The organism is Streptomyces sp. DSM 106670 (genome assembly GCF_055792845.1).
In genome coordinates this window covers 585,157-606,161 of sequence record NZ_CM147704.1, presented here as the reverse complement: position 1 = coordinate 606,161, position 21,005 = coordinate 585,157, and the positions used below count along the sequence as shown (strand labels likewise).

15 protein-coding genes and 3 pseudogenes are annotated in these 21,005 nt (G+C 72.8%); 7 read left to right on the top strand and 11 right to left on the bottom strand.

All coding sequences use genetic code 11. From position 1 onward, the window contains the following. Nucleotides 1-18 precede the first annotated feature (18 nt). Nucleotides 19-2,547 carry an ATP-dependent Clp protease ATP-binding subunit gene (locus tag ACSMXR_RS02605; RefSeq protein ID WP_364890188.1) on the top strand — a complete coding sequence of 843 codons (2,529 nt, stop codon included), beginning with the start codon at nucleotides 19-21 and terminating at the stop codon, nucleotides 2,545-2,547. 7 nt (nucleotides 2,548-2,554) lie between these two features. Continuing rightward, a complete protein-coding gene (locus tag ACSMXR_RS02600) occupies nucleotides 2,555-2,722 on the top strand; it encodes a hypothetical protein (protein ID WP_170994507.1) in 168 nt (55 codons plus the stop codon). Here the strand turns inward: ACSMXR_RS02600 and ACSMXR_RS02595 are convergent. Beyond that, nucleotides 2,719-3,648, bottom strand: a complete 930-nt coding sequence (locus ACSMXR_RS02595; RefSeq protein WP_473171139.1) for a LysR family transcriptional regulator — start codon at nucleotides 3,646-3,648, stop codon at nucleotides 2,719-2,721. The two genes, ACSMXR_RS02600 and ACSMXR_RS02595, sit on opposite strands and share 4 nt — an antisense overlap. Nucleotides 3,649-3,722: 74 nt before the next feature. Beyond that, a pseudogene (locus tag ACSMXR_RS02590) lies at nucleotides 3,723-4,058 on the bottom strand (formate dehydrogenase accessory sulfurtransferase FdhD); the annotation flags it as partial. A 392-nt stretch (nucleotides 4,059-4,450) separates the two neighbouring features. Between ACSMXR_RS02590 and ACSMXR_RS02585 the strand changes: the two are divergent. Next, nucleotides 4,451-5,239: an alpha/beta fold hydrolase gene (locus ACSMXR_RS02585; protein ID WP_376184816.1), complete on the top strand. Its 789-nt coding sequence runs from the start codon at nucleotides 4,451-4,453 to the stop codon at nucleotides 5,237-5,239. A 117-nt stretch (nucleotides 5,240-5,356) separates the two neighbouring features. Here ACSMXR_RS02585 and ACSMXR_RS02580 read toward each other — a convergent pair. Beyond that, a pseudogene (locus tag ACSMXR_RS02580) lies at nucleotides 5,357-5,901 on the bottom strand (hypothetical protein); the annotation flags it as partial. A gap of 73 nt (nucleotides 5,902-5,974) precedes the next feature. Between ACSMXR_RS02580 and ACSMXR_RS02575 the strand changes: the two are divergent. Next, a pseudogene (locus ACSMXR_RS02575) lies at nucleotides 5,975-6,970 on the top strand (FUSC family protein); the annotation flags it as partial. A gap of 34 nt (nucleotides 6,971-7,004) precedes the next feature. On the opposite strand, the gene ACSMXR_RS02570 reads toward ACSMXR_RS02575, so the two are convergent. Then, nucleotides 7,005-9,317, bottom strand: coding sequence for an FdhF/YdeP family oxidoreductase (locus ACSMXR_RS02570; RefSeq protein ID WP_473171138.1), 2,313 nt, complete (start codon nucleotides 9,315-9,317; stop codon nucleotides 7,005-7,007). A 235-nt stretch (nucleotides 9,318-9,552) separates the two neighbouring features. Between ACSMXR_RS02570 and ACSMXR_RS02565 the strand changes: the two genes are divergently transcribed. Beyond that, complete coding sequence (locus ACSMXR_RS02565) at nucleotides 9,553-10,191, top strand: DUF1345 domain-containing protein (protein WP_376184814.1); 639 nt, start codon at nucleotides 9,553-9,555, stop codon at nucleotides 10,189-10,191. A 55-nt stretch (nucleotides 10,192-10,246) separates the two neighbouring features. Here the strand turns inward: ACSMXR_RS02565 and ACSMXR_RS02560 are convergent, their stop codons facing one another. Beyond that, nucleotides 10,247-11,008, bottom strand: a complete 762-nt coding sequence (locus tag ACSMXR_RS02560) for an IclR family transcriptional regulator (protein WP_381855467.1) — start codon at nucleotides 11,006-11,008, stop codon at nucleotides 10,247-10,249. Between the two features lie 125 nt (nucleotides 11,009-11,133). Here ACSMXR_RS02560 and ACSMXR_RS02555 point away from each other — a divergent pair, with 125 nt between their 5' ends. Together ACSMXR_RS02555 and ACSMXR_RS02550 are read left to right on the top strand one after the other, a co-directional pair. Beyond that, a complete protein-coding gene (locus tag ACSMXR_RS02555) occupies nucleotides 11,134-11,427 on the top strand; it encodes a hypothetical protein (RefSeq protein WP_473171137.1) in 294 nt (97 codons plus the stop codon). A gap of 86 nt (nucleotides 11,428-11,513) precedes the next feature. Beyond that, complete coding sequence (locus tag ACSMXR_RS02550; protein WP_473171136.1) at nucleotides 11,514-13,379, top strand: serine/threonine-protein kinase; 1,866 nt, start codon at nucleotides 11,514-11,516, stop codon at nucleotides 13,377-13,379. Nucleotides 13,380-13,412: 33 nt separating this feature from the next. Here the strand turns inward: ACSMXR_RS02550 and ACSMXR_RS02545 are convergent, their stop codons facing one another. The 6 genes from ACSMXR_RS02545 to ACSMXR_RS02520 form a co-directional block, all read right to left on the bottom strand. Further along, nucleotides 13,413-15,062, bottom strand: a complete 1,650-nt coding sequence (locus ACSMXR_RS02545; protein WP_473171135.1) for an alpha/beta hydrolase — start codon at nucleotides 15,060-15,062, stop codon at nucleotides 13,413-13,415. A 102-nt stretch (nucleotides 15,063-15,164) separates the two neighbouring features. Continuing rightward, complete coding sequence (locus ACSMXR_RS02540) at nucleotides 15,165-16,529, bottom strand: sensor histidine kinase (protein WP_473171134.1); 1,365 nt, start codon at nucleotides 16,527-16,529, stop codon at nucleotides 15,165-15,167. Beyond that, nucleotides 16,526-17,197, bottom strand: coding sequence for a response regulator transcription factor (locus ACSMXR_RS02535; RefSeq protein WP_137231763.1), 672 nt, complete (start codon nucleotides 17,195-17,197; stop codon nucleotides 16,526-16,528). Before ACSMXR_RS02535 ends, ACSMXR_RS02540 begins: the two co-directional genes overlap by 4 nt. Nucleotides 17,198-17,290: 93 nt before the next feature. Beyond that, a complete protein-coding gene (locus tag ACSMXR_RS02530; protein WP_473171133.1) occupies nucleotides 17,291-18,685 on the bottom strand; it encodes an amidohydrolase family protein in 1,395 nt (464 codons plus the stop codon). A gap of 71 nt (nucleotides 18,686-18,756) precedes the next feature. Next, a complete protein-coding gene (locus tag ACSMXR_RS02525) occupies nucleotides 18,757-20,052 on the bottom strand; it encodes an amidohydrolase family protein (protein WP_473171132.1) in 1,296 nt (431 codons plus the stop codon). Nucleotides 20,053-20,229: 177 nt separating this feature from the next. Beyond that, a complete protein-coding gene (locus ACSMXR_RS02520) occupies nucleotides 20,230-20,961 on the bottom strand; it encodes a GntR family transcriptional regulator (RefSeq protein ID WP_218526995.1) in 732 nt (243 codons plus the stop codon). Nucleotides 20,962-21,005 lie beyond the last annotated feature (44 nt).

Below are 21,005 nucleotides of genomic sequence, written 5' to 3'. Positions count from 1 at the left end.
GCCGCCCCTGGAGCTGACATGTCGATGGCGTTCGGTTCACCCCTCGGTCCTTCCGATCCGTTCAGCGATCTGCTGAACCGGTTCTTCGGTATGTCGCCCGCCTCCTCGCCCCCCGCGATGCAGCGCGTGCCGATCGGGCGGCTGCTGACCGAGTCCTCCCACGAGCTGCTGGGCCGGGCGACCAGCAAAGCGGCCGAGGACGGCACCGCGGACCTCGACACCGAGCACCTGCTGTGGGCGGCGACCCAGGTCGAACCCTCGCGCGGGCTGCTGTCCCGGGCCGGGGTCGACCCCGACGCGCTCGCCGCGCAGCTCGACGAGGTGCTGCCCCGGGAGTCCGCCGAGCCGTCCGCCGAGCCCGGGCTCACCCCGGCGGCCAAGCGGACCCTCACCGCCGCCTACGCCCGCTCGCAGGCGGCCGGGGTGTCCTACATCGGGCCCGAGCACATCCTCGGCGCGCTCATCGACGACGCGGACTCCGGGGCCGGGCGGTTCCTGGGGTCGGACGACCTCGATGTGGGGAAGCTGCGCGGCGCGGCCGACCGGGCGGCCGGCCCGGACGGGGCTCCCGGCGGGGCCAAGCAGCCCGCGACGACCCTGGACGAGTTCGGCCGGGATCTCACGGAGGAGGCGAAGGCGGGGAAGCTCGACCCCGTCGTCGGGCGGGCCGACGAGATCGAGCAGACCATCGAGATCCTCTCGCGGCGCTCCAAGAACAACCCCGTCCTCATCGGTGAGCCCGGCGTCGGCAAGACCGCCATCGTGGAGGGCCTCGCCCAGAGCATCGTCGCCGGCGAGGTGCCCGACACCCTCAAGGACAAGCGGGTCGTCTCCCTGGACCTGTCCGGCATGGTCGCCGGAGCCCAGTACCGGGGCCAGTTCGAGGAGCGGCTGAAGAAGGTCATCGAGGACGTGCAGAAGGCCGAAGGGGAGATCATCCTCTTCATCGACGAACTCCACACCGTCGTCGGCGCGGGCGCCACCGGCGAGGGCTCGATGGACGCGGGCAACATGCTCAAGCCCGCCCTCGCCCGTGGCGAACTCCATGTGGTGGGCGCGACGACCATCGACGAGTACCGCAAGCACATCGAGAAGGACGCCGCCCTGGAACGCCGCTTCCAGCCCGTCCTGATCCCGGAGCCGACCGTCGAGGAGACCGTACAGATCCTCGAAGGGCTGCGGGACGCCTACGAGGCCCACCACCAGGTCCGCTTCGCCGACGGGGCCCTGACGGCGGCGGCCGAGCTGTCCGACCGCTACATCAGCGACCGCTTCCTGCCCGACAAGGCCATCGACCTGATGGACCAGGCCGGGGCCCGCGTACGGCTGCGCAGCGCGAACCGCTCCACCGAGGTCGTCAGCCGCGAGGACCGCCTCGCCAAGCTGCGCCGCGAGAAGGACGAGGCCGTCGCCGGCGAGGAGTTCGAGAAGGCGTCCGGGCTGAAGCGGCAGATCGCCGAGGTAGAGGGCGAACTCGCCGGGATCGAGGAGCGCCGCGAGGGCGTCGTCTCGGTCACCTCCTCCGACATCGCCGACATCGTCTCCCGCCGCACCGGCATCCCCGTCTCCCAGCTCACCGCCAGCGAGAAGGAGAAGCTCCTCAAGCTGGAGGAGGAGATGCACGCCAGGATCGTCGGCCAGGACGAGGCGGTCACCGCGGTCTCCGAAGCCGTACGCCGTAACCGCGCGGGCATGGGCGACCCGAACCGGCCCGTCGGCTCGTTCCTCTTCCTCGGCCCCACCGGCGTCGGCAAGACGGAGCTCGCCAAGACGCTGGCCGAGCTGCTGTTCGGCGAGGACGACCGGATGATCCGGTTCGACATGAGCGAGTTCCAGGAGAAGCACACGGTCGCCCGGCTCGTCGGAGCGCCGCCCGGATACGTCGGCTACGACGAGGCGGGCCAGCTCACCGAGAAGGTGCGGCGCAACCCCTACAGCGTCGTCCTGTTCGACGAGGTCGAGAAGGCGCACCCCGACGTCTTCAACACGCTGCTCCAGATCCTCGACGACGGCCGCCTCACCGACGGACAGGGCCGCACCGTCGACTTCCGGCACTGCGTCGTCATCATGACGTCCAACATCGGCGCCCACCGCATCCTCGCCCACGAGGGCGACGCCGCCGAGCTCAAGGACGAGCTGATGGAGGACCTGCGCGGCCGGTTCCTGCCCGAGTTCCTCAACCGCATCGACGACATCATCGTCTTCCACAGCCTCACCGAGGACGACCTGTCCGAGATCGTCGACCACCTCCTGGACCGCAGCAAGCACCGCGTCCACGCCCAGGGCATGACCCTGGAGGTCACCGAGGCGGCGAAGAAACTCCTGGTCGCCCACGGCTATCAGCCGGAGTTCGGCGCCCGACCGCTGCGCCGCACGATCCAGACCGAACTGGACAACCGCGTCGCCTCCCTGCTGCTCGGCGGCGAAGCCGACCCCGGGGACACGATCGTCGCCGATGTGATCGACGACTCCCTGCACTGCACCATCCGCAAGGGCGACGGCGACGGCGAGACCCCCGCCGCCGACACCCCCGACGGCAAGGAGTGAGTGACTGATGTCCCATCACCACCACAAGTCGAACGAAGAGGTCGAGGGCGACCCCGACACCGGCCACAGCCGCGGAATGCCCCGCCGCCCGGACGAGAAACGACTCGACGAGCGCCTGGAGGAGGACCGCGAGGAAGTGGGCCTCCCCCCGGACCAGGACGGGAAGTCCGACTAGGAAACGTCCCGGTCCTCGGGCAGCCGCTCCAGAGCGGCGGCCACATCGGTGCGGCCCGCGATCTCCCGCAGGGCGCGGGCCAGCACCGACCCCGGCTCCCGGGCTACGGTCGCCAGACCGACCGGCACCGTCCGGGCCGGCTCGACCAGCGGCACCGCCCGCACCCCGTGCGGCACACCGAAGACATGCAGCCAGGTGTGCGGCACGACGCTCGCCCAGCGGCCCGTCCTGACATGGGCGAAGAGCGCCGCCACCGAGTCCGTCTCGACCCGGGGCGAGGGCCGCACCCCGGCCTCCGTGAACAGCTCGTCCAGCACCCGGCGCCCCTGCATCGCCTCCGTCAGCAGACACAGGGGCAGCCGTGCCGCCTCCGCCCAGGTCGCCGCCGTCCGGTGGGCCGGGGCGTCGGCGGCCGCGGTGAGGAGCACGTACCGCTCCTCGTACAGCGGAACCGTCCGGTACTGCTCCCCGAGCCCCTCGTGGACATAGGTGATTCCCGCGTCGATCTCGAAGTCCCGCAACTGCCGCAGCACGTCCCCGGACTGCAGATCCCCTATGACCTCCACCGTGACCAGCGGATGCGCCAGACAGAAGGGCGCGGTCAGCAGCGCGACCGCCCCGGACGCGGTCGGCACCGCACCGATCCGCAGCCGCCCGCCGAGCCCGGTACGCAACAGACCGGCCTCGCTCGTGAGGGCGTCCCGGTCCGCCAGGGTCCGCTGCGCCCACACGACGATGCGCTCGCCCTCGGGCGTCAGCCCCTCGTACTTGCGGCCGCGCAGCACCAGCGGTACGTCGAGCTCGTCCTCCAGCTTGCGGACCGCCTCCGACAGGGCGGGCTGGGAGACATGACAGGCCTGGGCGGCATGGGCGAAGTGACGCTCGCGGGAGAGGGCCACCAGATACTCGAGTTGACGGAACAGCACCCCATGGGTCTGCCGGACGCCCCCACGGAACGCCAATCGCCCCACCGGGGCACCCGTCACCGCCCGACGCCGTCTCAGTCCACCGGCGCGAGGCGCACCCGGCCGTCGCCCGCATACACGTTCATGGACGCGCCGCGCAGGAACCCGACCAGGGTCAGACCGCTCTCCGCCGCGAGGTCGACCGCGAGCGAGGACGGCGCGGAGACCGCCGCGAGCATCGGGACGCCGGCCATCACCGCCTTCTGCACCAGCTCGAACGAGGCCCGGCCGCTCACCATCAGGACCGACCCGCGCAGCGGAAGGAGCCCCGACCGCAGGGCGTGGCCGACGACCTTGTCCACGGCGTTGTGCCGCCCGACGTCCTCCCGCAGGCACAGCGCCTGCCGCACCCGCGGCGGGAAGATAGCCGCGAAGACGGGCTCGATCCTCACGGAGCGGTCCTCCCGCGACTCCCAGCACCCCGACGGCGCGGAACGGGTACGCCGCGAGCTGCTCACCGGTGATATCGCGGAGCCGCTGGAGCTGCGCGACCCGCGAGTCGCCCATATGCCGCTCGTACACGTCCAGTTCAATGCCTCGCCAGGGATGCTCAGGGGGGTCGGAGGCGGTCACCGTGCCGGACCGGACGGGTGCTGTGGTGGCTGCATCGGCCGGTTCACTCCTCAGTTGCTCCGCAGGTGGCATGGAGAAGTCAGGCACAGAGGTGAACACGCAGGTCATACAGTCCATGCGGTACTCGATTACGGACGCTCTCAGCGTCACCACGCGCGCTGAATCCTGCCCATGAGGAGTGACGACCTGAATGCCGCACACGACGACGCCTGACGGGATTGGTATCGCCTATCAGATCCGGGGCGAGGGGGCACCGCTGGTTCTGCTGGCGGGCCAGGCGAACAACCATCACTGGTGGGACGGTGTGCGCGACGACTTCCACGCCGACCGCAGCACCATCACGCTCGACTACCGCGGGACGGGGGAGAGCGACAAGCCCGACAAGCCTTACAGCACCGAGGGCTTCGCTCTGGACGTGATCGCGGTGCTCGACGACCTCGGTGTCGACCGGGCCGACGTCTACGGCACGTCCATGGGCGGACGCGTGGCCCAGCAGCTCGCGGCCCGCCATCCGCACCGGGTGCGTGCCCTGGTTCTCGGGTGCACGTCGCCGGGCGGCCCGCACGGCGTTGAACGCGACAACGACGTACGCATGTCGCTGGCACAGGTTCAACCGGGCGCGGCGCGACAGGCCCTGCTGGAACTGATGTACACCCCGGCCTGGCTGGCGGCCCACCCCGGCCCGTACCAGACGCTCGGCGACCCGGGCATGCCTGCCCACGCCCGGCGTCGCCACCTGGTGGCCAGCAACCAGCACGACGCGTGGCAGCTCCTGCCCGGTATCAGCGCACCCACCTTGGTCGTCCACGGTAGCGACGACCTGCTCAACCCCGCCGCAAACGCCTCCCTGCTCGCGAACCACATCCCCGGCGCCCGGCTGCACATGATCCCCGGAGCACGGCACGCCTATTTCGAGGAGTACCGCGCCGTGGCAAGCCCACTCGTCCTGGACTTTCTCACCACGGTGCCGTACCGGTGACCTGGGCCGGGAAGAAACACAGGACTTCTGCATACTCCGCCCCTCATACATCCACTTCATGATCAAGTGCTTGGCGCCAACGGCTGTACCGGTGGTCCCCATGGCCGGGTTCACCGGGTTGGGCAGGGTGAAGCCGCCGGGCACGGCCACCCGCGCGTTGAAGTCCTCGAAGCCCGGGACGACCCGGGATATCCGGTCGCGGACGGTGCCGTAGTCCGCCTCGAACTGCTCCCAGGGGATCGCGGGTTCCTCGCCCAGGGTCAGCCGGGCGAGCCGGGCGATGATCGCGACCTCGCTGAGCAGGTGCGGGGAGGCGGGCGGCAGCTTTCCCCGGGAGGCGTGGACGTCGCTCATGGAGTCCTCGACGGTCACGAACTGCTCGCCGGTGGCCTGCACGTCCCGGTCGCTGCGGCCGAGGGTCGGCAGGATGAGGGCGGTGTCGCCGCAGACCGTGTGGGAGCGGTTGAGCTCGGTGGAGATGTGCGCGGTGAGCCGGCAGGTGCGCATCGCGGCCTCGGTGACCGCACTGTCGGGCAGTGCCCGCGCACCGGGCAGGCGCCCGCTCCGGGCCTGCCGATGTTGCCCTGGGCCGGCAGGAAGTTGATCACCTCGCGGATGGTGGGCACCCCGTGCTTGTGCTGGGTGAGCCCCATCGCCCAGCAGCCGGTTCAGGGCCTGGAACAGGGCGAGGTCGCCGCCCGCCCGGATGTGCAGGAACTGATCGGCGATCGGTGTGCCTGGGCGCTGCTCATCGGTTCGGCGCGCCGGGCGCCCGGCGACCCCCACGGCCCGGCCCGGGATCTGCGCCGTCAGGCCGCGCTCCTGGTGAGCCGCCGCCGACGCCCGCCACCGATGCTCCCCGAACCGGCGGCCCTGTCCCGCACCCTGGCCGTCCCGCCCGCAGCCGCCCGGTCCGAGGCCACCCCGCCCGCGAGCGCCCCGGACAGCGCCACCCTGCGCGCCGCCGAGGCGCGGGCCACCGAGCTGGTGACGGGGCGGGGACACGGCAGCGCCGCCCGTACGGCGGTCCTGACCGTGCCCGCGCTGCGCATGTTCCTCGGCACCGGGCTCGCCGGAGCGGCGGCGCTCCCGCTGGGGCTCGGCCACGGCTACTGGGCGGCGATCTCCGCGGCGGCGGTGCTGCACTCGGTCAATGTGCGGACGGCGGCGCAGCGGGCCGTGCAGCGGACCCTGGGCACGATGGCGGGGCTGCTGCTCGCGCTCGGCGTGCTCGCCGCGCGCCCCGAACCGGTGGTCCTCGTCCTGGTGATCGTGGTGATGGAGTTCCTGCTGGAGTACGTCGTCGCCCGCAACTACGGTCTCGGCGTCGTCTTCCTCACCCCGCTGGCACTGCTGCTCACCGATCTCGCCGCTCCCTCGCCGGCCGGGGACCTCGTCCAGGACCGGGCGCTGGGCAGTCTGCTCGGGGTCGGCATCGCACTGGTCTGCGCGCTGCTGGTGGTCCACGACCGGGCCGCCGTGCGGGCGCGGCGCGCCCTGGCCGCGTGCCGGGCCGCTTCGGGCCACGCCGAACGCGTCCTGGACGGAGGCTCGACGGCGCCCTTCCCCGCTGCCCAGGCACAACTGGCGGCGGCCGTCGTGGAGTTGCGTACCGCCGACGACGCCGCGGCGGGGGAGCTCTGGTCGGCGGAGATCGACCCCACCGAACTCGCCGCCGCGGAACGACGCGCCTACCTGCTCCTGGAGCGGTTCGCCCGGCCACCGGCCTGACCCCGTACGGGCGCGCGGCCGGGCCGGTGACCGCTCAGGCCGCCGGGACCACCGTGACCTTGACGTGCTTCATGATCGGCTGGTCGCTCTGGGTGCTGTAGTCGCCCAGCGCGCACAGCACGTTCATCTCCGGCATGTAGCCGGCCGCGCAGCCGCGCGGGATGTCGTACGGGATCGCCGTGTAGCCGGTCAGGAACCGCCGGCTGCCGTCCTTCGCCGTACTCGTGATGTCGACGGGGCCCATGTCGGCGATGCCGCGCTCGCGCATGTCGGCCCGGTTCATGAAGACCAGCGTGCGCAGGTTCTTGATGCCCCGGTAGCGGTCGTTGTCGGAGTAGATGGTGGTGTTCCACTGGTCGTGCGACCGCATCGTGCCGAGCGCCAGGGTGCCGGGCACGGGCACCACGTCGGGCAGGGCGGCCGCGGAGAACTCGGCGCGCCCCGACGGGGTCAGGAAGACCAGTTCGCGGGCGGGCTGCTTGATCCGGAAGCCGAGGGGCAGCCGGACCCGGCGGTTGAAGTCCTCGAAGCCGTCCAGCGCCTCGGCCATCGTGTCCCGGATCCGGTCGTAGTCCTCGATGTACCAGTCCCAGGGCGTCTCGCTGTCCGGCAGGGCGGCGCGCGCCATCCCGGCGACGATGGCCGGCTCGGACAGCAGGTGCGGGGACGCGGGGCGCTTCATCCCGACGGACATGTGGACCATGCTCATCGAGTCCTCGACCGAGGTGCTCTGGACGCCCTTGCGCTGGTGGTCCTTCTCGGTGCGTCCGAGGCACGGCAGGATGAGGGCCGCGCGGCCGTGCACGACATGACTGCGGTTCAGCTTGGTGCTCACCTGGACGGTGAGGTCGCAGGAGCGCAGCGCCGCGTACGTGGCCGGGGTGTCGGGCGCGGCGAGCGCGAAGTTGCCGCCCATCCCGACGAACACCTTCACCTCGCCGTCCCGCATCGCCTGGATCGTCCGCACGGTGTCCAGGCCGTGTTCGCGGGGCGGATCGATCGTGCAGGCCTCGGCGAGCCGGTCCAGGAACGCCTCGGTGGGGCGGTGGTCGATGCCGCAGGTGCGGTTGCCCTGGACGTTGCTGTGGCCGCGCACGGGGGAGGGGCCCGCGCCCTCCCGGCCGAGATTGCCGCGCAGCAGCAGGAGGTTGACGATCTCGCGGACGGTGTCGACGCCGTGCTCGTGCTGGGTGAGGCCCAGGCACCAGCTGACGATGGAACGGTCGGCCTCCTCGTACACCTGCGCCGCCTTGAGGATGTCGTCGCGGCTCAGCCCGGACTGGTGCTCCAACTCCTCCCAGGGCGTGGCCTCGCACAGCGCCCGGTACTCCTCGAAGCCGGTGGTGTGGCGGTCGATGAACGCGACGTCCAGGGCCTTGGGGTCGCTCGCCGACTTCTCCAGGATCGCCTTGGCCATGCCGCGCAGCAGCGCCATGTCGCCGCCGATGCGCGGCTGGAGGTTCAGCGTGCTGGTCTTCGTGGCCTTGAAGAGCGCCATGTCCGTGAAGTCGTGCGGAACGATGGTGCGGGTGGCCGCCGCCTCGACCAGCGGGTTGACGTGCACGATCTGCGCGCCGCGACGGTCGGCCTCGGCGAGGGCGGTGAGCATCCGGGGAGCGTTCGACGCGGCGTTGACGCCCAGGATGAACAGGGCGTCCGCGGACTCCCAGTCCTTGAGGTCGACCGTCCCCTTCCCGGTGCCCAGGGAGGCCTGGAGGGCCCGCCCGCTGGCCTCGTGGCACATGTTGGAGCAGTCCGGCAGATTGTTCGTGCCCAGTTCGCGGGCCATCAGCTGGTAGAGGAAGGTGGCTTCGTTGCCGAGCCGCCCGGAGGTGTAGTACGCCGCCCGGTTCGGGCTGTCGAGGCCGCGCAGGGTGGCTCCGACCAGCTCGAACGCGTCCTTCCAGCTGATCGGCACGTAGTGGTCGGATGCCGCGTCGTACACCATCGGCTCGGTCAGCCGGCCCTGGTTCTCCAGGTCGTAGTCGCTCCACCCGGCCAGCTCGGTCACCGAGTGCGCGGCGAAGAAGTCGCGGTCCACGCGCTTGCGGGTCATCTCCCACGTGACGTGCTTGATGCCGTTCTCGCAGATGTCCAGGTGCAGGCCCTTGGTGTCGTCCGGCCACGCGCACCCGGGACAGTCGAAACCGCCGTTCTCGTGGTTCATCCGCATGATGGCCCGTGGACCGTCCACCAGCGCGCGCTCCTCCACCAGGAAGCGGGTCACGCTCTTCGCCGCTCCCCAGCCGGCGGCCGGGTGGTGGTAGGGCCGGAACTCCGGATCGGCCTCGGGAACGGGACCGACCCGGGGCTCCAGGGGCTCCTGTGCTTCGTTGCCGGTGCTCACGACACTTCCACCCTTTCACCTGCGGGTATGACGGGCCGGACGGTGCGGCGGCGCGAAACGGGTCCTTCCGGGCAGGCTATGTCCGGTGATTCCCGGCTGCCACTCGGCTCAGGGGGCCGCTCCGGGCTGCGCCCCGGACCCCGCGCGCATACGCTGACACGGTCCGGCCCTCGCCGTGGGGCGCCTGCGGGGCAGGGCCCCGGGCCCCTCCTCGGGCAGCACACGTGAGGCTCCCATGAACCGTCGGATCCTGCTCCCCGCCGTTCCCCGGCTCGCCTGCTCAGCGGTGGCCGGAGCCGCCGTCGGGCTGCTGGTCGGCCTCCTGCTCACCAACGCGCCGCTGGGCATCCTCGTCGGCATCGCCGCCGCGGAGACCCTCTTCGTCGTCGCGGGCTGGCTCGTCCTGTGGCCGATGGACGCCACCGCCACCCATGCGAACGCCCGGCGCGAGGAGTTCCGGCCCGTGGCCGAGGAACTCGTCGTCGTCACGGCCGCCCTGTCCGGGCTGGTCGGCATCGTGCTGCTGCTCCTGATCGGCGACTCCGACCTGAGCCACGCGGCGGCCGCCCTGGCCCTCTGCGGCGTGTTCATGTCCTGGGCGGCGCTGCATCTGATGTACGCCGCCCGCTACGCGTACATCTACTACCGGCCGCCCGCCGGCGGGATCGACTTCAACACGAAGGAACCGCCGCGCTACATCGACTTCCTCTACTTCAGCTACAACCTGGGCATGACCTACCAGGTCTCCGACACCAACGTCTCCACCTCCAGGATCCGCGCGGTCGCTCTCCGGCACTGTCTGCTGTCGTACGTGTTCGGCGCGAGCATCCTGGCCACCACGATCAACCTGGTCGCCGGCATCGTCACCGGCTGAGAGGCCGTCGGGGGCGCGTCCGCCGCCGCGGGCGGCCCGGAACACTCCGGCAGGCTCAGCACTCCGGAAGGGTCAGCCGCCGTGTGACGCGCAGCGCCGACTCCAGCAGCCGCGCCCTGACCTCGGTGGTCCGGTACATCCGGTCCGACCGGAACGAGATGCCGATCGAGCCGACCTGGTCACCGCTGTACACGGGCACCGCCACGCAGGTCGTGCCCCGGGTGTACTCCCCCCGGTCCAGCGAGAGCGGGCCCGCCGGGGCGGAGTCGAGCTCCCGCAGCAACTCCTCGCGATGGGTGATGGTGCGGGGGGTGAGGTCGGGCAGGGCGTGCCGGGAGAGGTAGTTGGCGCGCGCCTCCTCGTCCAGCTCGCGGAGCACGCTCTTGCCGAGCGCGGTGGCGTGTCCGGCTTCCTGGAAGCTCACCCAGACGTCCACCCGTGGGGCCCGCGGGCTGTCGACGATCTCCAGGACCCGGATCTCGCCCTCGTCGTACAGCGTCAGATAGGCGGCGGCGGACAGGCTGTCGCGCAACGAGGACAGCAGGGGGCGGATGCGGTGCTGCAGCGCCAGGCCGTCCGCGTCCGGCTGCGACCGCAGGTTCCGCTCGTGGAGGGCGAACGCGCCGTCGTCCAGCTCGTCCAGATAACCGTCCAGGGCGAGCTCGTGCAGCAGCCGCCGGGCAGTGACGTCCGACAGCCCGGCCTCGTGGGCCAGCTGCTGCGCGGAGGCACCGGCCGGGTGCGCCCCGGCGGCCTCCAGCAACCGGAGGTCCTGCCGGACGGACACCGTCGGCTCGGGGCCGGCCAGGTCACCCATGGCACCAGGATGGACCCGGCGCGGGGGTGCGGCAAGGCCGGTCCTCCGGGCGGACGGCAGGCGTCCGGTACCGCTCGGCGGACCTCATGAGTATTCATGGATTGCGCAATAGTTAAACTGTCGTCATGGAAAGGAACGAGGCGTCACGCTGGGAGTCCGCGGTACTCGACGGAGGCCCGGCAGACGGGCTGCGCACGAGGGTCGCCGGCCGGCCACATGTCCTGCAGGTCACCCTCCCCTGCCCGCCGGAGGACCCCGGCGATCCCGATGACCGCGGTGATTCCGGCGATTCGGGCGATCTCGACGGCCCGGGCGGCGTCGGAGCGGACGTACGGGTGTCGGCGCTGTACGTCTACCGCCGAGACCCCCGCACCGACCGCGCCCCGCTGCGGTACACCTTCGACGTGGCCAGTCCCTGACCCTGCCCGGATATTCGATACGCTCTCGTCTGATCTTCGGGGCGTGTGCAGGCTCCGGACTGCCGTGACCAGGGGGATGGTTCCTTATGAGCAGCGCGCCTTCGACCGACCCGTTCCAGCCACTCAAGGCCGACGATCCCGCGGTGGTGGGGGGCTATCGGCTGGCCGCAGTGCTGGGTGCGGGCGGTATGGGCAAGGTGTACCTGTCGTACACGCCCGGTGGCCGGCCCCTCGCGATCAAGGTGATCCGGGCCGAGTTCAGTGAGGACCCGGAGTTCCGGCGACGCTTCCAGCAGGAGGTGCGGGCGGCGCAGCGGGTGCAGGGGCTGTACACCGCGCCGGTGATCGATTCGGACACCGAGGGTGCGCAGCCGTGGCTGGCGACGGCGTATGTGCCCGGGCCTTCGCTGGCGCATGCGGTGTCCCGGCACGGCGGGCTGCCGTTGCGCAGCGTGCTGCTGCTGACGGTCGGGGTGGCCGAGGCGCTGGGAGTGATTCACGGTGCGGGCATCGTGCACCGTGATCTGAAGCCCGCGAACGTGCTGCTGGCCTCCGACGGGCCGCGGGTCATCGACTTCGGCATCGCCCGGGCCGCCGACACGACCGCCCTGACCGGTACGGGGGTCAGCGTGGGCACTCCGGCGTTCATGGCGCCGGAGCAGGCGGCCGCCGGGACGATCACCCCGGCCACCGATGTGTTCGCCCTCGGGCAGATCGCCGCGTACGCCGCGATCGGCGCACCCGCGTTCGGCGACGGGCCCTCGCACGCCGTCCTCTACCGGATCGTGCACGAGGACCCCGACCTCAGCCGGCTGCCCGACGAACTCCGGCCCCTGGTCACCCGCTGCCTCAGCCGCGACCCCGCCGACCGGCCCGCCCTCGCCGACATCATCCGCATCTGCCACGAGATCTCGCCCGAACCCCTGCGCCAGGGCGAGGACTGGCTCCCGCGGGCGGTCGCCGGCTCGATCACCGAACGGCACCAGCTCCCCGCACCCGCGCCCACCCCGCCGCCACAGCCCACCACCGCGCCCACGCCCACCCAGGCCTCCCCGCAGGCGCCGTCGACCCCGCCGCCGGGAGGCCCGCACTACACCCCGACCGGCTACGCGGTGGCCGCCGCACCCACCCAGACCGGGCCCGCCGCACCCGGAGCCCCCGGTGCGCCGGGCGCCGTGCCGCCCGGCCACTGGCAGCAGAACACCCGCCCCCAGGGCTACCCCACTCCGGCGCCCCACCAGCAGTCCGGATTCGCTCAACCCGGCTTCCAGCAGCCCGGGTTCCCGCAGTCGGGGATCCAGCAGCCCGGCTGGAGCACGTCCGGTTTCCAGCCCGCCGCGCCGCGCCCCAAGCGGACGGGTCTGATCATCGGCGCTTCGGTCTTCGGCGCGCTGGTCGTCCTCGGCGTCATCGGCAACCTGCTGCCTGACGACTCCGACACATCCGGCAAGGGCGACCGGTCCACGGCGTCCTCCGACGGCGGTTCGAGCGGCGGCGGTTCCGCGGACAAGGCCGGGGACAAGCCGGCCGACCCCAAGCCGGTCTCGTACAAGGGCATAGACATGACGGCGAACTACGCCCTGAAGCTGGCCGACCATCCGCCCCGGCCGGTGGAGGACGAGGGCAGCGGCGTCAGCTACGGCAAGGGGGACTTCTACTTCTACCGGGATTCCCTCTTCGGCGACGAGCGGGTCGGCAGCGCCAACGGGAAGCTGGTGGTGCTGAAGAACTCGCAGAAGGGCTCCCTGGAGGTCTGCCGTCAGGAGACCCGCTTCACCGAGAAGATCGAGCTCGAACAGCTCACGTCCGGGTCGGAGATCTGCGTCCTCAGCAAGGCCGGACACATCGCCGTGGTGACCTACCGCGGCAAGTCGGGCCCGGACGACCCCAGCCGCTACATCACCCTCGACCTGACCGTCTGGCGCAACGCCGAGGAGGCGCAGCAGAGCTGACGGTCCGACAGACAGGCCGACGGCCCGCCCCGGTCAGCAGGTCGCGCCGGGGCGGACGGGCTTCAGGCCGACGAGATAGGCGTCGACTTTCTCCGTGACACAGGCGTCGCCGCGCCCGTACGCGGTGTGCCCCATCCCCTCGTACGTGAGCAGCATCCCGCCCGGGAACTGCTCCGCGAGGCTCACCGCCTCCGCGTACGGGGTGGACGGGTCGCCGGTGGTGCCCACGACCAGCACCGGCGGCACCCCGTCGGCGTCGACCCGGTGCGGCGTCCGGCCGCCGGACGGCCAGCCACGGCAGGTGAGTTCGGCGGTCACCCCGGCGGTGCCGTAGACGCCCGCGGCCTTCTCCGCACGCGGCAGGACGTCCCAGTAGGCGTCGAGGCCGCGAGGGTGCGGGACGTCCAGGCAGTTGACCGCGGTCAGCGCGGCGCCCTCGTTGTCGACGGGGGTGAAGTCCTCGTCGCCCGGGCCGTCCTCCCCGCCGTTCTCGGGGGCGGGCTCCTCCTCGGCCGGCTCCTCCTCATCCAGCGCGCCCAGTTCGGTCGCGTCACCCGCGTCCGCCGCGGCCAACGCCCGCGACAGCGGCTCCCATTGGTCCTCCGGCGTGTACATCGCCATCGACACCGCGTCCAGGACGGCCGTCGCGTCCATCCCGCCGTACTCCGCGTAGGAGCTGTCCTCGGAGACCGGCAGCGGCTCGCGTCCGGCACGGGTGTAGAGCCGTTCGATCAGCGCGCGTATCGCGTCGGGGCTGTCGGCCGGGCAGCTGTCGCCCGCGATCTCCGCACAGTGGTCGGCGTAGTCGTCCACGCTCCGCCGGAATCCGGCCGACTGGCTGAGCACCCGCTGCGACCAGTCCAGCGACGGGTCGATCGCCCCGTCCAGCACCATCGCGCGGACCCGGCGCGGGAACAGCTCGGCGTACGCGGTGCCCAGGCTCGTCCCGTACGACCAGCCCAGGTAGGTCAGTTCACGCTCGCCCAGCGCGGCGCGGAGCACATCCAGGTCACGGGCCGCGTCCTGGGTTCCGACGTGCCGCAGCAGGTCGCCGCTGTGCTGCTCGCAGTCCTCCGCGGCGGCCCGCGCCCCCTCGTCGGCGGCGGTGCGTTCCTCGTCCGTACGGGGGTGGAGCGGCGCGACGCCTTCCGACGCGGCCGGCTCCGTCGTGTCCTCCTCGGCCTCGTCCTCCTCGTCATCGGCCGCCGTGCAGGTCAGGGCCGGGACGCTCGCGCCGACCCCGCGCGGGTCGAAGGCGACGATGTCGAAGCGGTCGCGGACCGCCCGGCCGAACGCCTCGTCCATGCCCTCTTTGAGCGACCGGACCCCGGCAGCCCCGGGACCGCCCGGGTTGAAGACGAGCGAGCCGATGCGCCGTTCCGGCTTCCCGGCCGCCGCGCGTGCCACAGGAAGGACGAAGGTCTTGCCGTTGCCCGGGTCGGTGTAGTCGCGGGGAACGGTCAGCCGCGCACACACGTACCCCTCGGTTTCGCAGTCCGTCCACCGCAGCCGCTGGCCGTAGAACGGCTTGAGGTCCGGCCGGGACGCGGGGTCGGCCGAGACCGGGTAGGCGGCGGCCCGCCCCGGTCCGGCGGCCGGACCGGCCGTGCAGGAGGTGAGCGCGACCACGCAGGCGAGAGCCAGTGCGGTGACGAGGGCGGGACGGCGGACGGGGTGGTTCAACGGACTGCTCCCGGGGATCGGACCGTGCGGTTACCCGGCAGCATCCCTGGTCGATGCTGAGGATTTGCTGAGTCGGCCCGGCGGCAGCCGCGCGGCCCGGTGTCAGCCGCCCGTGCACGGCAGGCCGCCGCCGGGCAGCCGCAGCACGAACCGGGCCCCGCCGCGCCGTCCGGGTCCGGCCGTGAGGCTGCCGCCGTGAGCGTGCGCGACCCAGGAGGCGATGGAAAGGCCGAGCCCCGTCGACCGGGAGCCGCTCCGGAACCGGTCGAAGAGCGCCCCCGCCACCTCGGGCGGCAGCCCCGGACCGGCGTCCTCCACCGTCACGGTCGTCGACGCCCCGTCGACGGCGACCGTGACCTCCACCTCGGCCGGGGCCCCGGGGAGGTGGCCGTGGACGAGCGCGTTGCCGACGAGATTGGCCACGGCACGCCGTACGAGGTCGGGGTCGGCGACCACGACGGCCTCCTGGGCCTCCACCGTCACCCGGTGGCCGTCCGCCGGCGCGTCCTCCACCACCGCCTCCACCAGCTGGTCCAGCCGCAGCGGCTCCGCCGCGAGCACCGCCGTCCCGGACATCAGCCGGGCCCGGGTGAGCAGCCCGTCGACCAGCGCGCCCATCCCCTCGGCCAGCCGTAGCGTGCGCCGGTGCACGTCGGTGCTGTCGGTGTCCCCGCGCAGCGCGGTCTCGGCGAGGGTCCGCAGCGAGGCCGCGGGCGTCCGCAGATCGTGCGCGGCGTCCGCGAGGAACGACTCCTGCCGGTCCAGGGCCTCCAGGGCGGGCCGGACCGCCCGGCCCGACAGCAGATGCCCGACCAGCGCCGACAGGCACACCAGGAGAGCGCAGCCGCCGGTCACCCGCCAGGCGAGCCGCCGGTGGTCCGCCTGCTGCGCGGCGGTGTCCGCCACGGTGACCAGGGCTCCCTGCGGGCGGGCGTCCTCCTCGGCCTCGGGCGGATAGAACGGCAGGGCCAACAGACGTACCGGCTCACCCGTCGTCGTGCCGCCGTCGATGGACCGTTCCTCGTCGGCGTTCACGGCCGACGCGGCGGCCCGGCGTACGGCAGGACCGTCGACGGTGAGACAGGGCGTGCGGGGCGCGTGCTCGACGACCAGATCCGCCGGAGAGATCCGGCGTCCGTCCGGCGCCGCGTCCGGCGGGACGGACAGCAGATGGAGGGGCGGGCAGGCGGTCCCGGCCGTGTCGAGCAGCACGTCGGCGTCCAGCTGCCCGTTCTCGTCCGTCTCCAGCAGACCGAGCGCCCAGTTGGTGTCCGCGCTCATCGTCCGGTCCAGCTGATCGCGCCAGCGCCCGTCGTCGCCGCGTACCGCCCAGACGGCCATCGCCACCAGCCCCACCGCACTGGTCAGGGCGAACAACAGGGTGATACGGCGGCGGAGCCGGCGCACCCGGGCGGTCGGGGTGAGCGGGCGGGAGCGCCGGGGCCGGCTGCGTACGGCTCCGGTCACGAGGCCGGGTCCTCCGCCACGGCCAGCCGGTAGCCGGTGCCGCGCACGGTGTGGAGCAGCGGGGGAGCGCCGAGCTTGCGACGCAGCTGCGAGATCAGCACCTCCAGCACATTGGACCGGTGCTCGGCCATCTCGTCCCAGCAGCGCTCGACCAGCTCCGCCCGGCCGACCGCCTGGTCGGCCCGGTCGGCCAGCACCTCCAGCACCGCGAACTCCCGGCTCGTCAGCGTCAGCAGCACCCCGCCCCGCCGCACCCGCCGCCGTGCCGTGTCGATCTCCAGATCACCGACCCGCAGCACCGGCGGAGTGACGGCCGGGGCGCGGCGGCACAGGCTGCGCACCCGGGCGACCAGCTCCGGGACGGCGAACGGCTTGACCAGATAGTCGTCGCCGCCCCGGGCGAAGCCCTCCACCCGGTCGGCGACGGTGTCCCGGGCGGTCAGGAACAGCACCGGCACCGCCCGCCCGGAGCGGCGCAGCTCCTCCACGTACTCCGCCGCGTCCCCGCCGGGCAGCATCCGGTCGAACACGACGCAGTCGTACGCGGTGACGAACAGCGCCTCGTCGGCCTGCGGCAGATCGACCGCCTCGTCGACGGCGAGCCCGGCGGCGCGCAGGGCCGCGGCCACGCCGAAGCGGAGGTTGGCGTCGTCCTCGACCAGCAGCACTCTCACGCCGTCACCCTAACCGCGCCGGGCAGCGGCGGTTACGCAGGTCAGCGGCCGACCGGTACGCCGGTCAGGACCCGACCGCACGCCGAGTCAGTGGCCGACCAGCTCCCCGTCCCGGGCGACGATCCGCCCGCCGCGCACCACCATCTCGCGGCGCGGCAGATCGACCACGACCTGCGGCAGGCACTCCCCGCGCACCAGCAGGAAGTCGGCCGGCGACCCCGGCTTCAGGTCCGCCTCCGGCAGCCCCAGGAGCCGGGCCCCGCCGTCGGCCCCCGAGCGGAAGGCCGCCTCCAGCTCCTCGTCGAGGCGGGCGTCCCGCACCCAGGCCAGCAGGTGCGAGCGGTGCAGCATGTCCGCGTTGCCGAACGGGCTCCAGGAGTCCCGTACACCGTCCGAGCCGAGGCCCACATGGACCCCGTGCTCGCGCAGCCGCTCGATCGGCAGGACCAGGTCGGACGAGGGTGCGACCGTCGTCAGCGAGATCCCGGCCTCCGCCAAGTCGGCAGCCAGGCGGTCGAGTTCACGCTCGGGAAGCCCCGGCACGCAGAAGACATGACTGACCGTCACCTTGCCCTGCAACGACAGCGCCCGGGTGCGGGCGATGATCGCGTGCAGCGACGTGAGCCCGGTCGCGGCCCGCTCGTGCAGATGGATGTCGACGCCGACGCCGTGCCGGTCCGCGATGCCGAAGACGATGTCCAGCTGTTCGTCGAGCGCCTCGTCGAATCCGATCGGGTCGATGCCGCCGACCCGGTCGATCGCCCCGGTGCGCGCGGCCTCCTCCAGCAGCTCCTTGGTTCCCGGCGTCCGGACCACCCCGTGCTGCGGGAACGCGACGATCTCCACGTCGAGCGCGTGCCGCAGGGCGCTGCGGGCGGAACCGACGCCCTCGACGCCCACCAGGTCGTAGGCGGGAGCGACGTCGACATGGGCCCGCATCGCCCGGGTGCCCTGGGCCACGGCATGGCCCATCAGGCGCTCCGCGCGCTTCTTCAGCGGAGTGCGCAGCGCGTGGTACAGCTTCACGTCCTCCTCGGTGTACTCCGCGATGGTGCTCGCCGGGTTCCGGGTCACCCAGGGCTCGCCCCAGGCCGTCTTGTCGGGGTGGATGTGCGCGTCGACCAGGGTCGGCAGCGCGATCCTGCCCTTGCCGTCGACGACCTTGGCGCCGCGCGGCGCGGGGTCGGCGGTGATGACGCCGTCGACGACGGTGAGGTCGACGGGCCGCTCCGCTCCGTAGGGCCGCACGTTCTTGAACACCGTGGCGCGCGCGTGGCCGCCCGTGCGGTCGGGCTGCTCCGTGATCCGGTCCGCGGCGGCAGGAACGGTGGCCGACCCGGCGGGTCGGGCCTCGGCGGCCTGGGCCCCCGAGGCCGCCGAGGCGCTGAGCGTCGCCGCGGTGCCCGCGACGGCGGCGGCCCCGGCCAGCATGGAACGCCGGGAGAGTCCGGCGGCGGGGGAGGCGGTGGACTCGGCGTGCATCAGGAACTCCTTCGAGGAGGGGGAAGAAGGGGAGAAGAAGGGGGTGGGGAGGGAGCGAAGAGGGGGCGGGGTCAGGCGGCAGGGACCGGTACCGGGAACCCTGCCCGCACCACCCGCGCCGGGCGGCTCAGCACGCCGAGGTCGGCCAGCGGGTCGCCGTCCACGACGAGGACGTCACCGGCGAAGCCCCGCGCCAGCCGGCCGGCCGTGGCGTCGAACCCCAGGAGCTTCGCGGCGCCCGTGGTCGCCGTACGGATCGCGTCCAGGGCGGAGAGCCCGGCCGCGTGCATCAGCTCCACCTCGCGGCCGATCGGGTCGACCGTTCCGCCCGAGGAGTCCGTGCCCGCGGCGAGGGGGACGCCCAGCTCGTGGGCGGCCAGGACCGCCCGCTTCAGGACCGGGAGATAGGTGCGGCCGCGCTCCGCCAGAACCGGGTCCGGGGACTCGGCGAGCCCGGCGATGGCGGTGAGCGTCGGCGTGAAGTACGTACCCCTGCGGCGCATTTCGCGCAGCGTGCGCTCACCGACGAACGCCCCGTGCTCCAGCGAACGGATGCCGGCCGTGACCGCGTCGTGGCAGCCCTTCTCGCTGTAGCTGTGGCAGAGCACCCCCTTTCCGCCGCGCCGGGCCGCCGCCACGATCGCGGACAGCTGCTCGTGGTCGTAGACCTGGACCAGCGGGTCCTGCTCGGGCAGGCCGGCCCGCTCGTTCACCCGGGTCTTCACGGTGTCGGCCCCGCGCGCGAGGTTGACCTCGACCACCCGGCGCAGCGCCTCGGGCGAGCGCACCCCGTCGCGCAGCCGGGCGAGCGGTGCGAGGTCCGGGTCGGCGAGGATCGTGTCGCCGAGGTCCGGGGTGACGAAGATGCCCGCGGCCCGCAGCCGGGGCGCCCGCTCCGGCGCCTGGCGGGCCAGCTCCCGTACGGCGATGTCCTGGTAGAAGTTGGTCGAGCCGCTGCGTGCGCTGGTCGCGCCCTTGAGGACCGCGTCGCGCGCCTCGGCCGCCGTGTTGAGGTGGATGTGGGCGTCCACCAGACCCGGCAGGATCCACTGCCCGTGGGCGCGCAGCACCGGTACGCCGGAGGGCACCCGCGTTCCGAGGCGGTTCCGGGCACCGGCCGCGCGGACGACGCCCCCGGTGATGATCACGACCGCGTCCTCGGTGACCTCACCGGTCAGCGGGTCGAGCAGCGTGCCGCCCTCCACGACCAGATCGCCGCCCCGGCCGGACGCACCGCGCGACGAAGCCTGCGCGGCGGGTGCTGCCCGGGCCAGGACCGCGGACGTACCGGCCAGGGCCGCGGCTCCGGCGAGCACACCTCGCCTGGTCAGCCGGCCGGAGGGGGGCGGGGTGTTCTCGACGCACATGGGAGGGCTCCTTCGGCCGCGGCAAGCGGAAGCGAACGTGGGAGCATTTTGTATACCAGGATCGTCGGCGATCTGGGAAGGAGTGATTCCGCTCTCTGTGCGTGCAGGAAACGTGCAGGAAGTGGGCGCTGCTCTTGAGGAGGCTTCGGAGGGTGGGGCTGATTGGTATACAAAGGGTCAGGTGTCGAGGAACAGGGACCGCAGGGCCACGGCCCGGCTGTCCCGTACGTGCAGCAGTGTGCTCGCCGCCGCCGACTCCTCGTCGCCCGTCGCGATGTACCGGAACATGACCGCGTGCTGGGCCCGCATGTGCTCCGGCTCCTCCCGCATCCCGAACAGCAGCTGGAGCTGTCCGCTGAGCTGCTCCATGGTGCGGGCCAGCATCGGGTTGCCGCTCAGGGCCACGATGTCCTCGTGGAAGGCGGTGTGGGCCGCCACCTCGCGGGTCCCCTCGTCGTCGGACGCCGCCTGCTCCGCCCGGTCGAGCGAGGTCCGCAGCGCGGTGACGCCCGGCAGCTCCGCCGGGGCGGACCGGGCCACCCGGCGGGCCGCGAGCCGGGAGGCCTGGACCGCGAGCGGCTCCCACACCTCGTACAGGTGCTCCACATCGGTCCGCTCCAGCCGGCGCACCCGGACCCCGCTGTGCGGCAGCAGCTCCAGGAGCCCTTCGCCCACCAGGGCGCGCAGCGCCTCGCGGACCGGGACCCGGGACATCCGCAGCTCCTCGGCGACCTCGCGCTCCACGAGGCGGGCGCCCTGCGGGTAGCGGCGGTCGACGATCCGCTGCCGGACCGCGTCCCGCGCACGGGCGCTGAGCGACAAGCGCTCCGGGGCGCCCGTCGGCTCGCTCCCGGGACCGTCCGGCCGCGTCCGGTCCCGCCCTGCGCTGCTGCCCGCCACGTACGCCATCCTCCGCTCGGCCTGCCCCCGGGCCGAGGATACGCGGGGCCCCG

Bases quoted from the DNA above. Each gene is read 5' to 3' on its own strand.
- ACSMXR_RS02605 (WP_364890188.1), top strand. From the start codon at position 19: ATGTCGATGGCGTTCGGTTCACCCCTCGGTCCTTCCGATCCGTTCAGC.
- ACSMXR_RS02600 (WP_170994507.1), top strand. From the start codon at position 2,555: ATGTCCCATCACCACCACAAGTCGAACGAAGAGGTCGAGGGCGACCCC.
- ACSMXR_RS02585 (WP_376184816.1), top strand. From the start codon at position 4,451: ATGCCGCACACGACGACGCCTGACGGGATTGGTATCGCCTATCAGATC.
- ACSMXR_RS02565 (WP_376184814.1), top strand. From the start codon at position 9,553: ATGAACCGTCGGATCCTGCTCCCCGCCGTTCCCCGGCTCGCCTGCTCA.
- ACSMXR_RS02560 (WP_381855467.1), bottom strand. From the start codon at position 11,008: ATGGGTGACCTGGCCGGCCCCGAGCCGACGGTGTCCGTCCGGCAGGAC.
- ACSMXR_RS02555 (WP_473171137.1), top strand. From the start codon at position 11,134: ATGGAAAGGAACGAGGCGTCACGCTGGGAGTCCGCGGTACTCGACGGA.
- ACSMXR_RS02550 (WP_473171136.1), top strand. From the start codon at position 11,514: ATGAGCAGCGCGCCTTCGACCGACCCGTTCCAGCCACTCAAGGCCGAC.
- ACSMXR_RS02530 (WP_473171133.1), bottom strand. From the start codon at position 18,685: ATGCACGCCGAGTCCACCGCCTCCCCCGCCGCCGGACTCTCCCGGCGT.
- ACSMXR_RS02525 (WP_473171132.1), bottom strand. From the start codon at position 20,052: ATGTGCGTCGAGAACACCCCGCCCCCCTCCGGCCGGCTGACCAGGCGA.
- ACSMXR_RS02520 (WP_218526995.1), bottom strand. From the start codon at position 20,961: ATGGCGTACGTGGCGGGCAGCAGCGCAGGGCGGGACCGGACGCGGCCG.